20 protein-coding genes are annotated in these 20992 nt (G+C 49.0%); 10 read left to right on the forward strand and 10 right to left on the reverse strand.

Annotated features, from left to right (window positions below; all coding sequences use genetic code 11):
- Window positions 1-191: 191 nt before the first annotated feature.
- Both ACYVUU_RS04985 and serC read right to left on the reverse strand, forming a co-directional pair.
- On the reverse strand, window positions 192-1367 hold the full coding sequence (locus ACYVUU_RS04985; RefSeq protein ID WP_484500134.1) for a phosphoglycerate dehydrogenase: 1176 nt from the start codon (window positions 1365-1367) through the stop codon (window positions 192-194).
- 19 nt (window positions 1368-1386) lie between these two features.
- Window positions 1387-2469 (reverse strand): 3-phosphoserine/phosphohydroxythreonine transaminase, encoded by a 1083-nt coding sequence (serC, locus tag ACYVUU_RS04990; RefSeq protein WP_484500135.1) that lies wholly within the window; start codon window positions 2467-2469, stop codon window positions 1387-1389.
- A gap of 332 nt (window positions 2470-2801) precedes the next feature.
- Between serC and ACYVUU_RS04995 the strand changes: the two genes are divergently transcribed.
- Window positions 2802-3425: a histidine phosphatase family protein gene (locus ACYVUU_RS04995; protein ID WP_484500136.1), complete on the forward strand. Its 624-nt coding sequence runs from the start codon at window positions 2802-2804 to the stop codon at window positions 3423-3425.
- A 65-nt stretch (window positions 3426-3490) separates the two neighbouring features.
- Here the strand turns inward: ACYVUU_RS04995 and ACYVUU_RS05000 are convergent, their stop codons facing one another.
- Together ACYVUU_RS05000 and ACYVUU_RS05005 are read right to left on the reverse strand one after the other, a co-directional pair.
- The gene (locus ACYVUU_RS05000; protein ID WP_484500137.1) at window positions 3491-6127 is read right to left on the reverse strand and encodes an ABC transporter permease; all 2637 of its coding nucleotides are present in this window, start codon (window positions 6125-6127) and stop codon (window positions 3491-3493) included.
- A gap of 5 nt (window positions 6128-6132) precedes the next feature.
- Entirely contained in the window at window positions 6133-6834 is a 702-nt protein-coding gene (locus tag ACYVUU_RS05005; protein ID WP_439776171.1) for an ABC transporter ATP-binding protein, read from the reverse strand.
- A gap of 116 nt (window positions 6835-6950) precedes the next feature.
- Between ACYVUU_RS05005 and ACYVUU_RS05010 the strand changes: the two genes are divergently transcribed.
- Window positions 6951-7517 carry a TetR/AcrR family transcriptional regulator gene (locus ACYVUU_RS05010; RefSeq protein ID WP_484500138.1) on the forward strand — a complete coding sequence of 189 codons (567 nt, stop codon included), beginning with the start codon at window positions 6951-6953 and terminating at the stop codon, window positions 7515-7517.
- A gap of 55 nt (window positions 7518-7572) precedes the next feature.
- Here ACYVUU_RS05010 and ACYVUU_RS05015 read toward each other — a convergent pair whose 3' ends face one another.
- Complete coding sequence (locus tag ACYVUU_RS05015; RefSeq protein ID WP_484500139.1) at window positions 7573-8091, reverse strand: nitroreductase family protein; 519 nt, start codon at window positions 8089-8091, stop codon at window positions 7573-7575.
- 403 nt (window positions 8092-8494) lie between these two features.
- Between ACYVUU_RS05015 and ACYVUU_RS05020 the strand changes: the two genes are divergently transcribed.
- Together ACYVUU_RS05020 and ACYVUU_RS05025 are read left to right on the forward strand one after the other, a co-directional pair.
- Window positions 8495-9505: an aspartate carbamoyltransferase catalytic subunit gene (locus ACYVUU_RS05020; RefSeq protein ID WP_484500140.1), complete on the forward strand. Its 1011-nt coding sequence runs from the start codon at window positions 8495-8497 to the stop codon at window positions 9503-9505.
- On the forward strand, window positions 9505-10788 hold the full coding sequence (locus tag ACYVUU_RS05025; protein WP_484500141.1) for a dihydroorotase: 1284 nt from the start codon (window positions 9505-9507) through the stop codon (window positions 10786-10788). The genes ACYVUU_RS05020 and ACYVUU_RS05025 overlap by 1 nt, the downstream gene beginning before the upstream one ends.
- Before the next feature lie 58 nt (window positions 10789-10846).
- Here the strand turns inward: ACYVUU_RS05025 and xerS are convergent, their stop codons facing one another.
- Entirely contained in the window at window positions 10847-11923 is a 1077-nt protein-coding gene (gene xerS, locus ACYVUU_RS05030; RefSeq protein WP_484500142.1) for a tyrosine recombinase XerS, read from the reverse strand.
- Between the two features lie 108 nt (window positions 11924-12031).
- Between xerS and ACYVUU_RS05035 the strand changes: the two genes are divergently transcribed.
- From ACYVUU_RS05035 to ACYVUU_RS05050, 4 genes are all read left to right on the forward strand, one after another.
- The gene (locus ACYVUU_RS05035) at window positions 12032-13180 is read left to right on the forward strand and encodes a glycerate kinase family protein (protein ID WP_484500143.1); all 1149 of its coding nucleotides are present in this window, start codon (window positions 12032-12034) and stop codon (window positions 13178-13180) included.
- A gap of 138 nt (window positions 13181-13318) precedes the next feature.
- The gene (locus ACYVUU_RS05040; protein ID WP_484500144.1) at window positions 13319-14524 is read left to right on the forward strand and encodes a DUF2325 domain-containing protein; all 1206 of its coding nucleotides are present in this window, start codon (window positions 13319-13321) and stop codon (window positions 14522-14524) included.
- A gap of 24 nt (window positions 14525-14548) precedes the next feature.
- Window positions 14549-15127 carry a tetratricopeptide repeat protein gene (locus ACYVUU_RS05045; protein WP_484500145.1) on the forward strand — a complete coding sequence of 193 codons (579 nt, stop codon included), beginning with the start codon at window positions 14549-14551 and terminating at the stop codon, window positions 15125-15127.
- 137 nt (window positions 15128-15264) lie between these two features.
- A complete protein-coding gene (locus ACYVUU_RS05050; RefSeq protein ID WP_171031056.1) occupies window positions 15265-15435 on the forward strand; it encodes a hypothetical protein in 171 nt (56 codons plus the stop codon).
- Window positions 15436-15510: 75 nt separating this feature from the next.
- Here ACYVUU_RS05050 and ACYVUU_RS05055 read toward each other — a convergent pair whose 3' ends face one another.
- Genes ACYVUU_RS05055 through ACYVUU_RS05070 form a run of 4 tightly spaced genes read right to left on the reverse strand, consistent with a single transcriptional unit; the run spans window position 15511 to window position 19814 of the window.
- Window positions 15511-16821, reverse strand: a complete 1311-nt coding sequence (locus tag ACYVUU_RS05055; protein WP_484500146.1) for an ABC transporter substrate-binding protein — start codon at window positions 16819-16821, stop codon at window positions 15511-15513.
- Window positions 16799-17488 (reverse strand): response regulator transcription factor, encoded by a 690-nt coding sequence (locus ACYVUU_RS05060; protein ID WP_484500147.1) that lies wholly within the window; start codon window positions 17486-17488, stop codon window positions 16799-16801. Before ACYVUU_RS05060 ends, ACYVUU_RS05055 begins: the two co-directional genes overlap by 23 nt.
- A complete protein-coding gene (locus ACYVUU_RS05065) occupies window positions 17485-18831 on the reverse strand; it encodes a sensor histidine kinase (RefSeq protein ID WP_484500148.1) in 1347 nt (448 codons plus the stop codon). The genes ACYVUU_RS05060 and ACYVUU_RS05065 overlap by 4 nt, the downstream gene beginning before the upstream one ends.
- Window positions 18831-19814 carry a substrate-binding domain-containing protein gene (locus ACYVUU_RS05070; protein ID WP_484500149.1) on the reverse strand — a complete coding sequence of 328 codons (984 nt, stop codon included), beginning with the start codon at window positions 19812-19814 and terminating at the stop codon, window positions 18831-18833. The genes ACYVUU_RS05065 and ACYVUU_RS05070 overlap by 1 nt, the downstream gene beginning before the upstream one ends.
- A gap of 218 nt (window positions 19815-20032) precedes the next feature.
- On the opposite strand from ACYVUU_RS05070, the gene ACYVUU_RS05075 reads away from it, so the two are divergent.
- On the forward strand, window positions 20033-20473 hold the full coding sequence (locus ACYVUU_RS05075) for a PTS sugar transporter subunit IIA (protein WP_484500150.1): 441 nt from the start codon (window positions 20033-20035) through the stop codon (window positions 20471-20473).
- A gap of 15 nt (window positions 20474-20488) precedes the next feature.
- On the forward strand, window positions 20489-20986 hold the full coding sequence (locus ACYVUU_RS05080; RefSeq protein WP_484500151.1) for a PTS sugar transporter subunit IIB: 498 nt from the start codon (window positions 20489-20491) through the stop codon (window positions 20984-20986).
- Window positions 20987-20992: the final 6 nt, after the last annotated feature.

Genomic DNA, 20992 nt, shown 5'->3' on the forward strand with positions numbered 1-20992 from the left:
CTACTTCATAGCTGCCATTACTATTTTCTTATTTTTCAGAAAACAACCTTGTCCATTTTAACACACTGCTGGCAGGATCTTTTAACAAAGTCAAAAAAATACCCTGGAAATTGCAATAATCAACTTCCAGGGTTTCTGTTAAAGGCAAATTCAGAGAGTCAAAAGCAAAAATTCAGTTATTTCTTACCTGCTTATTTCTTGTGGGTCAAGAATCTGACACGGGTGACAGCAGGGATCTTTTCCAGGTTGGCTACCACTTCGTCTTGGGTAGCCTGGTCGATCTCATCAATGTCGATCATGGTGTAGGCGTACTTGTCCTTGGCCTTGTTGACCAGGTTTTCAATGTTGATGCCCTGGCCAGCCAGGTAAGTAGAAATTTGCCCGATCATGTTTGGAATGTTCTTGTGGATCAAAGTAATCCGGTGGTCGCTTTCAAACGGAGCTGACACGGTTGGCAGATTGACTGAATTAGTGATGTTCCCGGTTTCCAAAAAGTCAATGGTTTCCTTGGCCGCCATCCGGGCACAGTTGATTTCCGCTTCAATCGTTGACCCGCCGATGTGGGGCATGATCACGATGTCGTCGTTGTGCAAAATCGTGGCATCGCTGAAGTCGGTGTAGTACTTGCCCAAGCGGTGTTCCGCCAAGGCTTCAACGACAGCCTTGTTGTCGACAATCCCCAGGCGGGCGAAGTTGAGCAAGATAGTGTTTGACTTCATCTGCGCGATCTTGGCGTCAGCGATCAAGCCAGTCGTCTCTTCGTTCTTTGGCACGTGAACGGTGACAAAGTCCGCGTCCTTAACAGCGTCAGCGATGCTGGTGGCCCGCTTGATATGGTCTGACAAACGCCATGCGGCTTCAACAGTCAAGTATGGGTCGTAGCCGACAACCTTCATCCCCAAGTTAAGGCAGGCATTAGCTACCAGTGAGCCGATGTGGCCCAAACCGATTACGGCAACCGTCTTGCCTAACAGCTCAGTCCCGTTAAAGCTGGTCTTTTCCTTTTCCGTCCGCAGGGTGATGTCCGCGCCCGGCTTGGCGTTAGCTGACCAGTTGGCGGCAGCCACGATGTTCCGGCTGGCGATGATCATAGATGCCAGAACCAGTTCCTTAACGGCATTGGCATTGCCGCCTGGAGTGTTGAAGACCACAGTCCCGTTTTCCAGGGCCTTGTCTAAAGGCACGTTGTTGTAGCCGGCCCCGCAGCGGGCGATTGCCTTCAAATTCTTCGGGAATTCGTGGTCATGGAGGTCAACTGATCTGATCAAGTAGGCATCTGGATTGTCAGTTTGGTTGATCCGGTAGTTGTCGCCGAATTCGGCTAAGCCTTCTTTTGCAATGGCATTGTAAGTTTTAATCTGGTACATGGGGAATCCTTTCAAAAAATTAGTGCTTGGCGTCAAAATCCTTAATAAAGTCGCAGAGGGCCTTTACCCCTTCCAGCGGCATGGCGTTGTAGATGCTTGCCCGCATCCCGCCAACCAGGCGGTGGCCCTTCAAATTAAGGAGCTGGTGGGCGGTAGCCTCTTTGACAAATTCAGCGTCCAGGTCAGGGTCACCGCTGACAAAAGGCACGTTCATGATTGACCGGCTGTCTGGATCAACCTTGCTCTTAAAATTCTTGGACTCAGCCAGGCAGTCATAAAGTAGCTTGGCTTTTTCCTGGTTGATGGCTTCAATGCCGGCCACGCCGCCTTTCTCCTTGAGCCACTTCAGGGCCAGGCCAGCCACGTAAATCTGGAAGACTGGCGGGGTGTTCAAGGCTGATTCTTTCTTGGCTTCAGTAGCGAAGTCGAAGAACCCTGGCAGGTCATCGTGCTTAAGCAAAAGATCCTTTCTGATGACTAAAACGGTCAAGCCGGCAGGAGCCAGGTTCTTTTGCGCTCCGGCATAGATGACAGCGAACTTGCTGAAGTCGTATTCTTGGCCCAGGAAATTGGATGAAGCGTCGGCTACCAGGGGGATGTCGGTCTTAGGAATTTGGTCGTCTCTGTAGGCCGTCCCCATGATGGTGTTGTTGGTGGTAATGTGGAGGTAGTCGTAGTCTTTGGCAAATTCAGTCGGAATTTCAAGAACAGCCGTGTAATTGTTGTCCTTAGCACTAGCTACGATATCAACAGTGAGGCCTGGCACCTTAGCCGCGTCTTCTGCCGCTCTTTGGGCCCAGTGGCCGCTGTCTACGACCGCGATCCGGTGGTACTTGCGGGCCAGGTTCAAAGGAATTGTGGTGAACTGCTGGGTTGCCCCGCCGGTCAAGAAAAGGACATCGTATTCTGCCGGGTCCAGCTTCATGAGTTCCAGAAGGTTGGCCTTGGTTTCCGCGTAGAGGTCCTTATAAAGAGCTGACCGGTGGGAGATTTCCATGACGCTCATGCCACTGTGGGCATAATCTGGCAAGTCGCGTTTGATTTGGGCAATGACTTCGACCGGCAGCATGGCTGGACCAGCCGCGAAGTTGTAGCATGTCATAAGTTAAGAATTCCTTTCTGAAAAAACAAAGGGCACCCGCTTTGCGTGAGTGCCCTTTGCCATGAGATGTTATGTTGGAGTTGTTGTTTCGGCCTCACTGTTTTAAACTGTGCTGAAGGCCATCACAAATTGCAGCCTTCTTAAGTGGAAGAAGACTGGGAGGAGGAAAAAAGTCTGTTTTGCATTTGATTGCTTTGTAAAGTAAACATTTTTTCGCTCCTTTCGTGTGATTAATTTTATTATAAGGCGAAAATTAGAAATGTCAACAAAATTTTAATTTTGGTATAATGCTTTTTAACAAAGAAAAAGTCTACAAACAATGGAGGAAGCGCATGACCACATTCTACTTTATCCGGCACGGACAGACCTTTGCCAATAAGGCAGGCCTCAAGCAGGGGACCATCAATACCCCCAACACCTACTTGACCGACCTGGGCAAGGAGCAGGCGCAAAAGCTGGCTGACCAGTTTGATATCAGCAATTTTGACCGCCTTTTCGTCTCACCCCTGGTCAGAACCAAGCAAACAGCGGAAATTCTGAACCAAAAGGCTGGCCTGCCGGTTGAAACAGACGACCGCTTGCTGGAGATTTCTTACGGGGACTGGGACGGGCAAAAGAACAGCGAATTGATGGCTGAATACCCGAATTATTTTTCTCCCTTGGTTAATGACGTGACGGAAGACTACGTGCAAGTTGCTCCAAAGGCAGAAAGCTTTGCCCACGTGGAGATGCGGACGGCAGAATTCGTGGAGGAGATCAGCAAGAAGTATGCAGAAGACAAGATCGTGGTGGTGACCCACGGCTTCACGGTCAGATCTTTTGCCATTAACGCTACTGGCGGCCAGGGTCTGCAGATTCTGGAACCAGACAACTGCTCCGTGACTAAAATTCTGGTTGATCCACTCAGTCAAAAGCAGCACCTGGTCTACTACAACCGGACAGTAACTGGCTTTTAGCAATATTTTTCAGATATAGAGATTGAGAGATATAAAAAACGGAACCACTTGGTTCCGTTTTTGTCTTAATCGACGGATTTTAAGGCGTCCAGCATGTTGACGGACTTGATCTTCTTGTGCATGACCAGGGCGACTAAAGCCGTGATCACGGCTGGAATTAAGGCTGAATAGATGAAGTTGCTTGCCAGCATAGTCGGGTCAAACATGGCGTTGTCTGGCGGCAGGCTGTTGATAATGAAGCTGTGCAGGCCAATCCCAACCAGGTAGCCGCAGAGGATGCCGATAATGGAGAGAATGATCGTTTCCCGGTAGATGTAGAGGGTGGTTTCCTTGTCAAAGAAGCCGAGCACCTTGATGGTCGACAGTTCTCTGATTCTTTCTTCAACATTGATGTTAGACAGGTTGTAAATAACGACCAGAGCCAGGAGGGTGGCCATGCCGATCAAGATGATCATGACCTTGTTCAAGCTGCCCATGATGTTATCAATGGTTTCCTTGTTGCTCGTGTTTTGGTTGATCCCCTTGATTGCTCCAGTCTTCATCAGCTTTCTGGAGTACTTGGAAAGAGACTGGCCTTTTTTCAAAGTAATCAGCTGGGCATTAGCCGTGGCTTTTTCGCCAAAAGCCTGCTTGTAGGCAGATTTGCTCATGAAGACATAGTGGCCGATGTACATCTCGCAGATCCCGGTCACTTTGATCTTATGGTAGTCGCCACCCTCGTCTTTGAGCTTGATGTAGCTGCCGACTTTGGCATTAAGCAGCTTGGCCAGTTTTTCAGAAATAACCGCGCCGCTGCCCTTTAAAGTCAGCTTTTGTCCGCTTGCCCGGTTATTTAAGCTGATGTAGCCGGACAAAGATTGCCCGGAAGTAGGCACGACTAAAGAGATAGACTGGTCTGTATCGTCGCTTCCGGCCTTTTTGGTCAATTCCTCAAAGTGAACGGAAGTGTGCTTTTTTACAGAAGAGCTGGCCAAAGCAGAATCCAGCTTATCTTTTTGCTTGTTAGTCAAAGCATTCTTTTTAACCGCGATCAGGTCGTAAGTGATGATCCGGCTGTATTCAATCTCGCTGATCCCGTTTAAGGAGTCCTGGATCCCAAAGCCCATGACCAAGAGCCCGCAGCAGCCCGCCACACCGAAGATGGTCATGAAGGCCCGGCTCTTGTAGCGGAAGAGGTTACGCATGGTAACCTTGTAGTTGAAGCTCATTCGTTTCCAAAGGGGGGTGAAGCGTTCCAAAAGGATCCGCGACCCGTTTTTCGGTGGCTTTGGCAAAAGAAGAGAGGCGGGTTTTTCAGCCAGGTCCCGTCTTAAGACGATTAAGGCGGCGCCAGTGGTGCAGGCCAGGGCGATGACAATTGTTACAAGCAAGATCTGCCAGTTGAAGAGGAGCTGGCAATTGCTGATGGTGGAGTTGGCGGCGTAGGCCTCAAAGATCATCTTCGGCAAGAAGGTGTAGCCGCCCGCTGCCCCGATGCCAACGCCAAGCAGGCTGGCTGAAGCTGAGAAGAGGACGAACTTGAGTGCCGCGTCCCGGTTGGAGTAGCCCAGGGCCTTGAAAGTCCCGATGCTGATTCTTTCTTCTTCGACAAAGCGGGTCATGGTGGTTAAAGAAACCAGAGCCGCGATGGCAAAGAGGAGGACCGGGAAGACATTGGCCAAGATGTCAACTCTTTCAGAGTTGGATTGAAAGACCGCGTAGCCAGGGTTGCTGGACCGGTCACTTACCGTGTAAACAACCTTGCCAGTTTGCTTTAAGCTTTGCTTGGCTTCTGTTAACTGCTTTTCCTGCTTAGCCAGTTGACTTGCTTGTTTGGTCAGTTTCTTTTCTTGCTGCTTGACCAAGGCTTGGCCGGCGGCAGGAAGGGCGGCAGCTTGCGTTTTCAGCTGCTTCTGGGCTGCCAGAAGTTTCTTCTTGGCAGAAGATAATTTGTCTTCCTGTTCTTGTAATTTGTTTTTGGAGCTGCTGTAGCGCTTCTTGCCATGCTTCTTCAGCTCCTTTTTCAGCTGCTCCTGCTTATCCGCAATGTAATTGCGGTACTTGCTGGAGTAGGCATACATGCTTGCCGTTTTCTTGTAGCGAATGCGGGCAATGGCATAAGGGGTATTTTTCTTAAAAGCACTTTTGGCAACTTCAGCCACCCCATCCAGCTGCCCGTCGCCTACTGTAGTTTGGCCGACATTAGTCCGGTCGATGCTTTCACTGGATCTGATAAAAGCGGTGATTTTGAATTTCTTTTCTTTCAAATTGCCCGGCGTTTTCAAGCTGATCGTCTGGCCCAGCTTGTATTTGCCTTTCAGCAGGTAGCTGAGGGCAATTTCATTGTTCTTTTTGGGATGCCGGCCGCTGACTAACTGGCTGGCTGAGACTTTAGAATTGATTGAATAGATTCTGAGGTCAGTATTTTTACCGGAAACCCGGCTGTCTTGCAGGTAGCCAAAAGCTGCCTCTTTGACTCCGGACTGATTTTTGATAATTTTCCGGTCGGTCTTGTCCAGTCCATAATTTGACATGACAGTAAGGTCGGCTAATTCATATTTGTCAAAAAAGCTGGTCGCGGTCTGCCGCATGTCGGGGCCCGTCATTTTCAGGCCAATGAGGGCAAAGGCACTGACGGCCATTAAGAGCAGGATCGCGATCCAGCGGCCAAAAGAGTGGGTAATGGCCTGGCCGGCATCTTTCCAAAGCATTTTCTTTTTCATGATGATCACCACTCAATCGAGGAAATATCGGCCGGGTGGTCATTTCTTTCCTGTTTGACGATCTGGCCGTCGTGGATGTGCAGGACCTGGTTGCCGATCGGGGCCAGGGCAGAGTTGTGGGTGACGATCACGACCGTTGACCCGTGGACCGTGCTCATTTCCTGCAGGATCTTAAGGACCTGCTTGCCGGTGTGGTAGTCAAGGGCACCGGTTGGCTCATCGCAGAGCAAGAGCGCCGGCTTTTTGGCAACTGCCCGGGCAATGGCCACCCGCTGCTGCTCACCGCCGGAGAGTTGGGCCGGGAAGTTGTTGACTCTCTTTTCCAGGCCAACAGCAGTCAAGGCTTCGACCGGATCCATGGCGTCCTTGACGATTTCAGAAGCCAGTTCGACATTTTCCTTGGCCGTTAAATTTGGAATCAGGTTGTAGAACTGGAAGACAAAGCCGATGTTGGTCCGCCGGTAGGCAGTCAGCTGCTTGGCATTGTAATTGGCGATATTTTGCCCGTTGACGATGACGTCACCGCTGGTGTTGGTGTCCATCCCGCCAAGGATGTTGAGCAAGGTCGACTTGCCGGCCCCGGAGCTGCCCAGGATGATGACCAGCTCGCCTTTTTCGATTGCAAAATTGATGTCCCGGTTGGCGTAAACCGTCGTGTCACCGGACTGATAGGTTTTCGTGTTATGCTTCACTTCAATGAGTGCCATAATGTCCTCCTTTTTCTGATGTATCTGACTAGCAGTTTACACAAAAATCAGCTAAAATTAATGAGCAAAAATAAACAATCTGTTGATTTAAGGATTTTTTCTTTTGGAGGTTTCAATTGCCAAAAAAGAGCAGAAAAACGGCCAGCAAGGCCAAGATCCGCCAGGCCTTGATTGACTTGGTGCCAGTCAGCGGTTTTCAGCAGCTGACCATCAGCCAGCTCTGCCAAAAAGCCGGGATCAACCGTGGGACTTTCTACTTGAACTATCTGGATAAGGAAGACCTGCTCCGGCAGACGGAGGCTGACTTTTTTGCCGGCATTCAAGAGCTGCTGAAAGAAAGCGATAGCGGGGAAGGCACAGAGCTTTTTTCAACAGAGAGCATCCTGCGCCTGCTGGATTATATTAAAGAGAATGAAGACCTGGTCACGGTCTTTTTTAAAAGTGATCTGGTCCAGCGGACAGAGTACCGGCTGCAGGAAGTCATGGCTGATGTTTTCGCTAAACGCCGGGCCAACCTGGCCCACCCGGCCATCAAGCAGCCCTATGCCAGCCGCTTGGTTTTTGGTGGCCTGGCCACGATCTTTACCTTGTGGGTGCAGCGGGGGATGCAGGAGAGCCCGGAAGAAATCAGCCAGATTCTGGACCGCTACCGGCGCCTTTCACCAGAAGAAATCATCAAATAAAAAGCGCGAGCAGGCGGTTTGCCCTCTCGCGCTTTGTTAGTTCAGCTTTCGCCGGTTAAATTTCGTTGATCCCGATCCGGTCCATCTTCTGGTCGCGGATGGTCAATTCTTCTTCAGTTTCCCCGACGCCGACCCCGCAGATCGGCAAAAAGCCAGTTGGCAGGTCAAGCTTGACGACTGTTTCCGGGTGAGCAGCCAGAGCAGCTGCCGCGCCAAAGAGGTAGCAGGCCCCCAGGCCCTTGTTTTCAGCGGCCAGAACCATGTTGTGGGCAATAATGCCGGCACTGGCATAGGCCATTTCATCCCGCTCTTTTGCGGAAACAAGGATCAAGGTTGGTACCCCGTACAAGGGATGGGATTCCAAGTCGCCGAACATCATGGCGGCTTCCTGGTCGATCTCCTTCAAAATCTTCGGGTCAGAAATGACCGTCAGCTGGTAATTTTCGTATAAGCCGCGGGCAACTGGCGCCAGTTCAGCTGCTTCAATGATCTTCTTGACCTGCTTCTTGCCAGCAGGCTTGCCCGTATAAGTCCGGACGGATTTGCGTGTTTTCAACAATTTCGTAAACTTCATGGATGAATTCCTCCTGTCAGTCTAACAAAACACATGTCTGTCGATTCCTTAGGTAGATTATACCGCAAACACGTGCGAAAGCGGTTGAAAATAGTTTTAAACTTTGCCTTTTAAAAAATTACCTGCTTTTTCGCTAAAAAAGCTTGACTTGCCTGGCAAAAGTCTTTATAGTTAAGGAAACATATGAATGACCTTTAAATTTAGTCCCGTGAGGCTAAGAAGGCAACTCAAATTTCAGACATAAACAAAGATTTCTTGGCAAACATTCGGATTGGCAAGGAAACCGGGGAGAAAGCTTCCCGGGCAGTTTAAGCAGACTTTGAGAGACCATTTTAGACACGGAGACTGAGTGTTTAAAATGGTCTTTTTGCTTAAGTTATTTTCGAAAGGATGCCAAATTATCATGACCACTGTTACCGAAAACCAAGTCGTTGTCGCAACTGAAGACAAGCAAGACAACTTGCTTCGCCTGCCATACTTTGTCAGTGTTGAACAATTGAGCGCCGACGACGTATTGCACCTGCTGCAAAGAGCGCAATACTTCAAGAACGGCGGGGAAGTACCAGCCTTGAGCCGGCCAATCTTCTGCACCAACATGTTCTTTGAAAACTCAACCCGGACTCACACCAGCTTTGAAGTTGCTGAAAGGCGGCTGGGCCTTACGGTTATCCCATTTGACCCATCCCACTCTTCAGTCAACAAGGGGGAAAACCTCTACGACACTGAACTGACCATGGCTTCCCTGGGCATCGAACTCAGCGTCATCAGACACCCGGAAAACGCCTACTACAACGAAATCATCCACCCAAAGGAAGGCCAGCACCTGCAAATGGGCCTGGTCAACGCTGGTGACGGCTCCGGCCAGCACCCATCCCAAAGCATGCTGGACATGATGACCATCTACAACGAATTCGGCCACTTCGACGGCTTGAAGATCATGATCATGGGTGACTTGACCAACTCCCGGGTAGCCCGGTCAAACATGGAAATCTTGAACACTCTTGGCGCTGAAGTCTACTTCTCAGGTCCAGAATACTGGTACGACGCTGAAGAATTCAGCAAGTACGGCACTTATGTCAAGAACATTGACGATGAAATTCCAGAACTTGACGTCTTGATGCTGCTCAGAGTTCAGCACGAACGCCACAACGGGGAAGAAGCCAAGACTGAACAGCTCTTTGATGCCAAGGACTACAACGCTGCTTACGGCTTAAACCAACGCCGCTACGACATGCTTAAAGATGACGCCATCATCATGCACCCGGGTCCAATCAACCGCGGGGTTGAATGGGACGGCGACCTGGTTGAAGCACCTAAGTCACGCTACGCTGTGCAAATGCACAACGGGGTCTTTGTCAGAATGGCCATGATCGAAGCCGTTCTGCGCGGCCGCAAGTTGGGAGGCCTTGAATAATGGCCATTTTGCTGAAAAACGGACTGGTTTACCAAGAAGGCGAATTCATTAAAGAAGACGTCTTGCTTTCCGGCAGCAAGATCCAGGCGGTCGGTCTGGACTTGCCGGAAGAGGGTGCTGAAGTCTACGACTTAAAGGGCAAGCTTTTGACAGCTGGTTTGGTGGACATCCACGAACATTACAGAGAACCTGGCTTTACCTACAAGGAAACCATCAAAACCGGGTCTGAAGCAGCAGCCCGGGGCGGTTTTACCACGGTCTGCACCATGCCTAATGTTGACCCGGTCCCAGATAACCTGGAAACTTTTGAAAAGCAAGTTGCTTTAAACGAAGCCAACAGCTGCGTGCACTTGAAGCAATACGGGGCTATTACCAAAAATCTGACCAGTGACGAAGTCGTTGACATGGCTGCCTTGAAAGAAGCAGGAGCTTTTGCCTTCAGCAATGATGGGCACGGCATCCAGCAAGCCGGCACCATGTACGAAGCCATGCAAGAAGCAGCCAAGGTTGGCCTGGCCATCTGCGAGCACATCCAAGATGACTCCCTTTACCATCACGGGGTGATGAATGCCGGCAAGAAGGCTGAAGAACTCGGACTGCCAGGCATCCTGGGGGTCAGTGAATCAGCCCAGCTGGCCAGAGACCTGGTTTTGGCCCAAGCTACCGGCGTTCACTACCACGCCTGCCACGTTTCCACCAAGGAGAGCGTGGAACTGATCCGGATCGCCAAGGAATACGGGATCAACGTCACCGCTGAAGCTGCTCCTCACCACCTGCTTTTGAGCGAAGAGGAGATCGACGGCAATAACGGCTACTACAAGATGAACCCGCCTCTTAGATCAAAGGAAGACCAGTTTGCCTTGATTGAAGGGATGCTGGACGGGACGATCGACTTGATCGCGACCGACCATGCCCCGCACAGCCGGGAAGAAAAGGCCGGCGACATGCGGAAGGCCGCCTTCGGGATCATCGGCAACGAAACGGCTTTTGCCTGCCTGTACACCAAGTTCGTCAAGAGCGGACAGATGGATCTGAGTCTGCTTCTAGATCTGATGAGCTACCAGCCAGCCAAGCTCTTTGGTCTTGACGCTGGTGTCCTGGCTCCGGGCAAGGAAGCTGACCTGGCCGTCTTTGACCTGGATCACGCCGAAAAGATTGCCGAGGAAGACTACCTGTCCAAGGGGGTCAACACTCCTTTCACCGGCCAGGAAGTCTACGGCATGACTGCCTTGACTTTTGTCAGCGGCAAGCTGGTTTACAAGAACAAGCACCTGGCTGACTAAAAATAAAATTTTTACCACAGAAGAAAATAACTAGCAAAAGACGAAAATAAGTCCTTCTCTAATCAGAGGAGGACTTGTTTTGTTTGGCGCTGGCATTGAGGGCGGCCCGCTGTTCTCTTTGGTCAACGTGGGTGTAGAGGTCAGTGGCTGAGGTACCTTTTTGCCCCAGCTGCTGGGCCACCATGACCTGGTCTTTGGTCGCCTGGTAGAGTTCAGAAGCGACCGTGTGGCGGAGCTTGTGGGGGGTGAGGGGGTGGCCAAAGGCGGCAGAATACTTGCCAACCATTTTCTCAATGGCATTGGTCGTCATCCGCCGGCATTCCTGGTGGTAGCTGGTCAAGAAAAAGGCCTTGTTATTGTTTGGGGCCTGGTAGCGGTCAGCCCGGATTGCCAGGTACTTTTCCAGGTAGGGCAGGGTCCAGTCAGCGACTGGCACTGAGTCTCTTTGCCCGCCTTTCCGGGTGACGTCTAAAGTTGCCTCTTTTAAGTTGAGGTCTTTCATGTCAACGCCGGCGCATTCAGAAACCCGGATCCCGGTGCCTAAGATCAAGGCAATAACGGCCATGTCCCGTTCCTTGTTTTGCTTAAAAGAGGAAAGAGCGCGCCCACTGCAGAGACCGGCAAATTTTTGGTCTAAAAAGTCCATGAACTGGTATTTTAAGTCGCCAGTATACATATGGGCTTCTAAGGCATGGGCCCGGTAGTTCAAGGTGCTTGTATAAGGAAGCGAGTTGATCTTGAGCATGACATTGCGGTCAAAATAAGGCTCGCCATTGTTGCTGTCAGCGGTGATCGTCAGGTACTTGTACAAGGATCTGAGGGCGTTGAGGGACCGGTTGACGGTTGTTGGGGAGTTGAGGTGGCCCTGCTTGTTCTTGCTGTGCTCCAGCTTGTCCAGGTAGAGCATGACGTCGCTGCGGCTCAATTTTTCCAGGTCGCTCGGCTTAACTTGGCTGGGACTTTCGGCCTGGGTTAAATTTTCAGAGATCAGCCAGGAGAAAAAGCGGCGGATTTCGGTCAGGTACTGGTAGCTGGTGGTCAGAGAGTGGCGGGTTTCCAGCTGGTATTCCTTGACGAAGTCCGGCATCTGGGCCATTTCCCGGTCGATGAGGGAGAGGTATTTCTTGGTTTCCATAGGGCTCCTTATTCTTTATCCAAAACTCTTTTCATTTAATTATACTGATAATTCAGCGAGAAGCGCTAAAATAGAGCTGAATATTGAAAAAATGAAAGAGGCAGAAAAATGCTCAAGATTATTACAGCCAGCGACAGTTTCAAGGAAAGCCTGTCAGCCAAAGCGGCCTGCCAGGCTATGGCCGAGGGGATCAAGCGGGTCTTTCCAGATGCCGAAGTAGTCCAGGTTCCCATGGCGGATGGCGGGGAAGGAACGGTAGATGCAATATTGTCCTGTGTACCTGGTGAAAAAGTTGCAAAGGAGGTTACCGGCCCAGACGGCAAAAGGGTCTTGGCCAGCTACGGACTGATCAATGACGGAAAATGCGCGGTGATCGAGACAGCCGCGGCCAGTGGCCTGGGCCTGGTTGAGAAAAAGGACCGGAATCCAATGACGGCGACCACTTTTGGGACCGGGGAGCTGGTGCTTGACGCGTTAAAGCGGGGTGTCAAAAAGATTATCGTGGGCCTGGGCGGCAGCGCGACTAATGACGGCGGAGCCGGTCTGGCCCAGGCTCTGGGGGTCAAGTTTTTAGATAAAAATGGCCAAGACCTGCCCTTTGGCGGAGGAAGTTTAGGGGAGCTAGCCAAAATTGATGCCAGCGGCTTGGATCCCCGCTTAAAAGAAGCAGAAATCATCCTGGCCAGTGACGTGACCAATCCTTTGACTGGACCAAACGGAGCTTCGGCGGTATTTGGCCCGCAAAAAGGAGCTGACAAGGAGATGGTCCAAAAGCTTGATGCTAATCTCCATCATTACGCGGCTGTGATCAAGGAGCAAGTTGGGAAAGATATTGAGCAGCTGCCAGGCAGCGGGGCAGCCGGCGGCCTTGGCGCAGGCTTTTTGGCCTTCAGCAAGTGCCAGATAAAAGCCGGCGCCCAGATCGTGATCGAGGAGAGTCATTTAGCTGAAAAGATGCGGGATGCTGACTACGTCTTTACCGGTGAAGGCGGAATTGATTTCCAGACCAAGTTTGGCAAGACTCCATATGCCGTAGCCCAAGTTGCCAAAAAGTTTGGCGTGCCCGTCTTTGCTTTGGCGGGCCAAGTGGGAGACGGAATTGACAGCTTGTATGATGCTGGCTTTACGGCAATTTTTGGCATCCTGCCTGGTGTCTGCAGCTTGCCGGAAGCTCTGGCCGGCGGAGGGAAAAATTTAGCCCGGACCAGTGAAAATGTAGCCCGGGTGATCAAGGCCGCAAGAGCAAATTTACAGTAAAGGCTTACTGTTAAGGGAAAAGAGCATTTTTTACCCTTTTCCCCAATTTTTTTCGCATATGCCCTGTCATTTTTTCAAAAGATTGCGATAATAAGAATAGACGTGGAAAGCGAATTCAAAAATGAAAGGGTAAAAAAGATGAAAGAATACTATTTAGACTATCGTGAGCAAGTACAGAACATCCTGGATGCTTTGGATGACAGCAGTACTTCCCTGCGCCTGGGAGCAGTCGCGATTGAAAACCTCCTGGCCCTGGCCAGAGTCGATCTTGATGATGATAATGAGGAAGACGAAGCAAGCGATGAGGAAGAAGATTCTGATGATTCAGACGCCATCGAAGAGGCGGACAGCGGCGGGGACTTAGAAGAAACAGAGGACAGAAAGCAAGTCAAGATTATCCGCCATGAAGAGCCGGCAGCCAGCATCCCTTACCAAATCAGTGTTGGCCACAAGCTCTGCCGCTTTTCCCGGGCGCTGAAAGGCGGGAGTTTTTACACCGAACAAGGGGACCTGGTCAGCGAGATCAATGAGCTGGCTGTCAAAAATCTGAACGTTGAAAATGGCGATTTGGTTGAGCTGGACCCGAGCAGCCAGCCGCCCCGGGTGGTCCGGATCGTGGAAGCGGGCAATTTGCCGTCTAATATCGCGACTTTGTCATATGGGGTCGTGGAAAGGGATGCCGCGGGCGGTTTGTACGTCAGCCACAGCGCCATGGGCGAGAGATTAAGCGAGTGCGCGGGCATTGACCGCTATGAGGTGCCGGCGATCATTGATGCCGGGCAAACCGAGACTGGATTTGTCCATGAAGGCGACATTGTCGATTTAGCCTGGTATAAGAACAGCCCCAGCAACATGATCGTCCGTTGGGTCAGCCAGACTAAGGGAAAAGAAGCTTCAAAGAAGGAAAAACCGGCTGAAAAGAAGGCCAAGAGCGAAAAGGAAGACAAGGACAAAGATGAGAGCGTAACGACCTTGAATTTTGACCTGCATGGCCGCAGCGTGGTGGTGGTCATCGGTAATGAGCTCCGCAGCCAGGAGATTCAGAAGATGGTTGGTGAGCACCACGGCCGCTGTAAGGTGATTGATGCCTTTAAGTTTTCTGATACGGAATCTTTTTACAAGCACGCGCTGAAGCGGGCTGACGTAACGGTCATGGTGCAGAACTTGAACAAGCACTCGACCAGCAAGGCCCTGCGCAAGTATGCCAAGCGGCTGGCAATCGCGGATTCGGCGGGCCTGTCCTCAATTGAGCGGGCGATCTACCGGGCCATGCACGGCTTGCCGGCTTATGAGACTTCCACTCAGCCGATCGCGTATCCGGTCAAGGAGCTGGCGCTTAGTTAATTTTTAGAAAGGTTGGCGGTTAAGATGGCATTTTCGGATAAAGACAAATTCGTTGAAATGGATAAAATTGGCGCGACCTGGCTGGACCGGGGGGCAGAAGCCTACCGGCAGGGGGACTATGAATTGGCCCTTGAGTGCTATAAAAAGGCAGCTGACTACGGCAACTCCCAGGCCATGTGCAATTTAGGCTACATCTATGCCTTTGGCCGGGTTGGTGAAGCCGACCAGGAGCAGGCTTTTTACTATTTTACGCAAGCATCTTTGGCTGGCAATCCAAATGCCTTCTATAAGCTTGGGGATGCCTTCCGTTTTGGCAATTTTGTAAAGAGAAACGACCAGATTGCCTTTCAGTATTACAGCATGGCGGAAAGCGTCTTGCAGGAAGGCGACGAAGACTTGATTGCTGAGATTGACTACCGCCTGGCCCTGTGCTATGCCAGAGGCTGGGGGACAGAGCAACGCTGGGACCTGGCATTGAAGTATATCAATGAGGCCCAGCTTTACGCCTACCGGAACAAGCAGCATGGCGAGTACAACTGGCAAAAGACCAGCCAGCGGATCAACAAGCTGCATGATGAGATAGTAGAAGAGATGTTTTCTTAATTTTTTTGAGGCAGCTGCCTGGGGAAAGCCGGGCAGAAGCAGCCGGTAAAAGAAAGCAAGAAGGTTGACAGGCCGCGCCGGCTTGGGTTACCTTTAACTTGTATTCAGGGGATAGAGGACAAGTTGGGGGAATTATCATGTTTACGATATCTTTTTTGATCTTACTGATATTTTTAACTATTGTGGCCGTGCCGGTGGCGATCGCCGCTTTTTTGCTCAAGGTATCTTTTAAGATCCTGGGCTGGCTGATCGGCATCTGCTTTACTTTGGCCCTGCTGATTAGTTTGCTGCTGATTAGCGTGATGTAGGGGAACTTTTATTTCTAAAAAACTGAAGCAGCCATGGATTGCAAAAATTGCTGATCCATGGCTGCTTTTCTTTGGTTATTTTAAAAGGTTGTTGGCATCTGTTTGAATATCATAGAGTTCGGTATCGACGTCTCCATTTTCTAAAGCGGCATTTAAGCGCGAATTAAGCAAGTTGATCACTTCTGTATATTCTTTAAAACGGGGGGCAACTTTGCCGTCCTCCAACATGGAATCTAACTGCCAATTAGTCAAATTTTGAGAATCGGAACCGTATTGGTGCAAGACTTTTGCGGTATCCTTGCTCTGCACGACTGACTTAAGTACTGAGCTACCTGTTGAATTGGCCATCAACTTTTGTTGCAGTTGCTGGTCAGAGCAGAGCATTTCAATAAATTTCCAGGCCATTTGCTTATTAGAACTGCTATTGGCAATTCCCCAAGAACTACTTTCAACATTTGTACTGCTGCTGCCCACTATACTTGGCATCTGGCAGCAGTCGACCCGGAAATCGTATGACCGGGTTACATGGTAGGGATAGGAGGTATAAGTCCGGTACTGAGCAAGATAGACGGGTTCAAAAGCAACCTTTCCTTCGTCAAACAAATCACTGGTTACGTTCATGTTACCCGCGTTTACGTATAATTGTTGCATTAACTTGATCGCCTTGCCAAAGCGGTTGCTGGTCAAGTTAATCCGGTGATCGCTGAGATTAAAAGGCTCATCTTGATATGCGGCTGCCGCATTGTACCAGTTAAAGTCACTGGTTGTGCCATAAAGTTTTTTCCTTTTTACCTTGCTAAGCTGGGTGCTGATGTTTAATAACTCATCTGGTGCTGGCTTGGAAAACTTGCTTGGCAGGTCATAGTTTTCCAGCAGGCTTTGATTGTAGATCATCAATTGGGGATTAGCTTCATAAGGCAGGGCATACTGAACGCCGTGATAACGGTAACTAGTGAATAACGATTGGTAAAAGTTACTAGTATCAAGTTTATCGCTGTCAATAAAACGGTCCAGGCTGGTTAAAACTCCTTCAGATGCCATTGTGGCAAAGTTCTCGTCTGGCACCAAAATGACGTCTGGCGTTTGTCCAGAAACGATCTTACCGCTAAGCCAGTTGATATAGTCTTTCTTGGTAATCCCGGTTTCGTATCGGATTTTAACGTTAGGGTACTTGCGGTGAAACTTTTTAATCGCGTAGTCGATCATCTTATAAGGCTTGCCGCTTGGTGCATCCCAGCTGCTACCAGTATAAAAAGCAACCGTCAGTGTTTTTGATTTTTTCGTGTAATAATCGCCTATAGCAGCAGAGGCCGCGCAAAGAAGCACGATCAGTAATAAGACCAGCCAAATGGAATTGATGCGGTTACTGCTTGTCTTCTTGGTCATCCTTGATTACCTCGCTGGTGACGCCGCTTTGTATGGCCCAAATTGCCAGCTGAGTCCGGTCTCGTAGGTCGAGCTTATCCAGAATTTTCGAAATATAGTTGCGGACAGTGCCTTCGCTCAAGAATAACTTAGCCGCGATTTCTTTGTTTGACAGGCCAAAGCCAACTTGTTGGATTACCCGGAGTTCATGTGGAGTGAAGTCATGGGCCGCTTGGTCATTGACGCTGATCGCGTAATTGTTTTGTGCCATTCTGGAAAAGAGGGTAAAGACTTTTTGGGCAATATCAGGGTTGATCATTGCCCCGCCCCGGTAGACCGTCTCGATAGCTTGGTAAAGCTCGGCTGGTTCAACCCCTTTAAGCAGATAGCCTGAAGCACCATATTTTAAGGCACTGAAAATAAAGTCATCGTCATCAAAAGTCGTCAAGATAATTACCTTAATGTTGGGATACTTTTCCTTGACGTACTTGGTGCAAACTGTCCCGTCCATCTCCGGCATACGGATGTCCATTAAAATGACGTCTGGCTGTCTGACAGCCAATTTTTCCAGTACTTCTTTGCCGTTACCTGCTGTATCGGTAACGGTAAACTTACCAGAAGCTTCAAGCACGATTTTTAATGAATCACGGATGAGGGCCTGGTCATCTGCAACTAAAACCTTAATCATATTTTCTCCTCCTGATTTTTACTGCTTTTTGGAATCATTACGCTGATTAAAAATCCCTGGCTGCCATCAAAAGTAACCTTGCCGTTGATAATCGCGACCCGCTCTTTCATTTGGGTGATCCCAAAACCTGGCCGGATCATTTTAACTCCGGTTCCGTTGTCCTGGATATTGAGCAGGTAAGCCGCCGGAGTCTCCAAACAGTAAATATTAACTTTGCTGGCATGACCGTGCCTTAATGAGTTAGTAATGGCTTCCTCAATGACTCTGAAGATAACATTCTCAGTTGTCTTTTCAAAATCAGGATGCTGCCATTCGTAGTCAAAATTGATCTGCAAGTGGGAAATATCACTGTATTCCTGCAGCATTTTCTTAAGAGATGCCTCCAGGGTATAGCCGTTGAGAGCTCCAGGCCGCATTTGGTTGAGTGTTTTGCGGACATCCTTGATTCCTTGCTTAGTAGCAATCGAAATTTTATCTAACTGCTCTTTTGCTGCTTGCGGATTGATATCAATCAGCATTTTTGTAGCGTCAACCCCGGCTGAAATACCGGTCAAGGCATGGCCAACAGTGTCGTGAATATCCCGGGCGATTCTTTTTCTTTCCCGGTTCTGGGCAATTTTTTCTGACAAGGCAGCATAATTCTTTAATTCAATATTTGCCCGGGCCGCCTGGGAAAGTTCTTCTTGGATATTGCGTTCTTGGTTGAGCAAGTAAAGACCGTAAGCAACGATAATACCGATGAAACAGAGCAGGTTGAGCGTCGTTAAGAAATTTTTGATAATGACCAGCTTGGCCTGGATCTTAATCGGCAGAAAGCTGATATAAGTGGCCAGATTTGGCATATCCAGGAAGCTGCCTAAAATCGCGTAATCAGAGACGGAATAGAGCAAGAGAAAGAGCAGGGAAATGCTGGCCCAAAAGGGCAGGTGACGAATGTGGGCCATATTCCGGCTGAACAGGAAGTAATCGACCAGGATTAAGAGAAAGAGACCATTGTAACTGGTCTGCAGGGCAATATATATGATAATTGTCAAGATTATTTCAATGACGAAGAATGTCGCGCTGGAATTGACCGAATGGCTGCTGTGATGGCGGATAGTCATAATGGTTGCCAAGAGCAGCATGGTCAGGTTTGCCGTCCAGAAAATACCTACTGGCGAAAAAGGAACCCGGCTCAATTTAGTCAAGAATTGGTAGCTGACATTTTGATTCACGATATAAATTGATGCTTCGTAAAAAATAGCTGAGATGTATAGCACAATTACAGTGTTCAGCCACATCATCATTTTTCTTAAAAGAAAGAGACGGTTAAGTTTCTGGGCCATTAATATTTTTTGATCCATTATTGCCACCCCGTCGTTCCGTAATGATTAAGATTGCCTTGGTCAATTATCTTAGCTGGGATGGTGATCTTCTTTTTGGTGTGCTTGCCCTTTAACAAGTCATAGATGGCTTTGGCACTGCTTTTGCCCATTTTAACAGGAGACTGAGCGGCGGTAGCAATAGTGTTAGAGTTCTTGCCAATTAGCAATTTCATGTTTGGTGAGCCGTCAACACTGTAAACGTGTATCTTTTTACTCAATTTTTGTGCATCAATGGCTGACAAGGCACCGATGGCTGCCTGGTCATTCAAGGACATAACCGTATCAAAGCTTGATCCGTTTTTTAGATAATGTTCAACTTTGGGCAGGGCGATTTCGGACTGACCAAAGGTTTCCAGCCGACCAACTATTTGATAGTTCTTCCTCCGTGGACTATGGGCAATCGTATCGCAGAAACCCTGGATTCGCTCTTTAGCAGAATATGCACTGGCCTGGGTCAGCAGTAAGATTTTCGCTTTGCTTTCCTTTTTCAGAAGATAGTGAGCAACCAAGTTACCAGCTTGATAATTATCAGTAGTAATCGTGCAGTCAGCGTCAGGCCACTTAGTTTCAGTGTCAACATTAATGATTTTGATGCCGGCTGTCCGCGCTTTTTTTAATGCTTGGTGGATCTTAGCAGAATTGCCATCTACTGGGGCAATGACGATTAAGTCGACTTTTTCTTTGATGAAATCATTAATCTGCTGGACCTGCTTGTCAACTTTCAATGCAGGGTCCCGGGTGATCAGCCGGTCGCCATGTTGGTTGACCGAATTGGCAATCTGCTCATTCAAAATCACATAAAAATTGTTGTTCATGGTCATGTAGCTGCTGCCGATGGTGTATTGCCGTTTGACCCAGGGATGCAGATTGAGCAGGAAATATGTAAGTAAAATTAGGCCGACAGTGGCGAAAGTACTGCTGAGTAGCTGCTTGCTGAACTTCCGCTTGTCACGATAGGTCATATACTCTCCTCCTTAGTAATGAACCGCTTTAATTTGTACTCGTTACTATAGATTATATGGAAAAATGTCATGTTAGTCATGTGACAAATGTCATATTTCTACCTGCAAATGATGACAAAAATCCAAAGCCCGGTTTCTAAACAAGTGACAAATTACACTATGTAAGCGATTGCTGGGATGATAGACTTATCTCGAAAGCTAAGCAAGGAGGTAAGAAAGTGAAATATGTATTTTTGGTCTCACACGGCAAATTTGCAGAGGGCTTGAAGACTTCTCTGGAAATGTTTACCGGTAACACGGAGCGTATATTTGCAATTGGCCTGCATAATGGAAAATCAGCTGATGATTTTAGACAAGAAGTCAAGGACCTGCTGGATCAGCATAAGTTTTCCGCTGACGATGAATTTGTGATCTTGGCAGACTTGATTGGCGGCAGTCCCTTGACCAGTTTCTTGAGCGTGGCAGCAGATTACGGTTTGCTCGACCGAGCAACGATCTTGGGCGGCATGAACTTCACCATGGCTTTGACTGTCGCAGTTTCCTTAGACGGAATGGATCGGGAGACTTTGGCAAGCACAGCCTTGAGTGAAGCCAAGGAAGCCTTGAAGGAATACAAATTGTCAGCAGACAGCGCTGATGAAGATGATGATGAGATTTAACGAGGAGGAAGAAAGATGTCAGTTTCATTTGTAAGAGTTGATGACCGGATGATCCACGGGTTGATTACCACCCGTTGGGGTAAGGAACGTCCATGTGACGGGATCATTGCCGTTAATGACAAGGCAGCTAAGAACAAGATTTTGAAAGAAGCATATCAAGCAGCGGCCGAAGGAAAGAAAACTTTTGTCTGGACGATGGAGCACTTTTTAAAGGTACAAGACAAGGTCTTGAACTCAGATACCCGCTACTTCTTGATTACCAAGAGTCCATTGGATATGAAGAAGATCCTGGTTGACGAAGGCTTCAAGCCAAGCGACGTTAAGGTGGTCAACGTTGGCCCAGGCAATGACCGGCCGGGTGCAATCAAGCTCGGTGACAACCAGTCCTTCACGCAAGAAGAAGGGGATGCCTTTGAAGCAATCGAAAAGGCCGGTTACAAGGTTGACTTCGCCTTGCTGCCAGATCAAAGAATTGGTGAATGGTCAAAGTTTAAGTCAAAGTTTGGTTACTAAAAAGTT

The organism is Lactobacillus sp. WILCCON 0058 (assembly GCF_057198005.1).

Bases quoted from the DNA above. Each gene is read 5' to 3' on its own strand.
- ACYVUU_RS05035 (WP_484500143.1), top strand. From the start codon at position 12,032: ATGCTCAAGATTATTACAGCCAGCGACAGTTTCAAGGAAAGCCTGTCA.
- ACYVUU_RS05060 (WP_484500147.1), bottom strand. From the start codon at position 17,488: ATGATTAAGGTTTTAGTTGCAGATGACCAGGCCCTCATCCGTGATTCA.
- ACYVUU_RS05005 (WP_439776171.1), bottom strand. From the start codon at position 6,834: ATGGCACTCATTGAAGTGAAGCATAACACGAAAACCTATCAGTCCGGT.
- ACYVUU_RS05015 (WP_484500139.1), bottom strand. From the start codon at position 8,091: ATGAAGTTTACGAAATTGTTGAAAACACGCAAATCCGTCCGGACTTAT.
- ACYVUU_RS05000 (WP_484500137.1), bottom strand. From the start codon at position 6,127: ATGAAAAAGAAAATGCTTTGGAAAGATGCCGGCCAGGCCATTACCCAC.
- ACYVUU_RS05040 (WP_484500144.1), top strand. From the start codon at position 13,319: ATGAAAGAATACTATTTAGACTATCGTGAGCAAGTACAGAACATCCTG.
- ACYVUU_RS05020 (WP_484500140.1), top strand. From the start codon at position 8,495: ATGACCACTGTTACCGAAAACCAAGTCGTTGTCGCAACTGAAGACAAG.
- ACYVUU_RS05050 (WP_171031056.1), top strand. From the start codon at position 15,265: ATGTTTACGATATCTTTTTTGATCTTACTGATATTTTTAACTATTGTG.
- ACYVUU_RS05025 (WP_484500141.1), top strand. From the start codon at position 9,505: ATGGCCATTTTGCTGAAAAACGGACTGGTTTACCAAGAAGGCGAATTC.
- serC (WP_484500135.1), bottom strand. From the start codon at position 2,469: ATGACATGCTACAACTTCGCGGCTGGTCCAGCCATGCTGCCGGTCGAA.
- ACYVUU_RS05055 (WP_484500146.1), bottom strand. From the start codon at position 16,821: ATGACCAAGAAGACAAGCAGTAACCGCATCAATTCCATTTGGCTGGTC.
- ACYVUU_RS04995 (WP_484500136.1), top strand. From the start codon at position 2,802: ATGACCACATTCTACTTTATCCGGCACGGACAGACCTTTGCCAATAAG.
- ACYVUU_RS05070 (WP_484500149.1), bottom strand. From the start codon at position 19,814: ATGACCTATCGTGACAAGCGGAAGTTCAGCAAGCAGCTACTCAGCAGT.
- ACYVUU_RS05065 (WP_484500148.1), bottom strand. From the start codon at position 18,831: ATGGATCAAAAAATATTAATGGCCCAGAAACTTAACCGTCTCTTTCTT.
- ACYVUU_RS05045 (WP_484500145.1), top strand. From the start codon at position 14,549: ATGGCATTTTCGGATAAAGACAAATTCGTTGAAATGGATAAAATTGGC.
- xerS (WP_484500142.1), bottom strand. From the start codon at position 11,923: ATGGAAACCAAGAAATACCTCTCCCTCATCGACCGGGAAATGGCCCAG.
- ACYVUU_RS04985 (WP_484500134.1), bottom strand. From the start codon at position 1,367: ATGTACCAGATTAAAACTTACAATGCCATTGCAAAAGAAGGCTTAGCC.
- ACYVUU_RS05080 (WP_484500151.1), top strand. From the start codon at position 20,489: ATGTCAGTTTCATTTGTAAGAGTTGATGACCGGATGATCCACGGGTTG.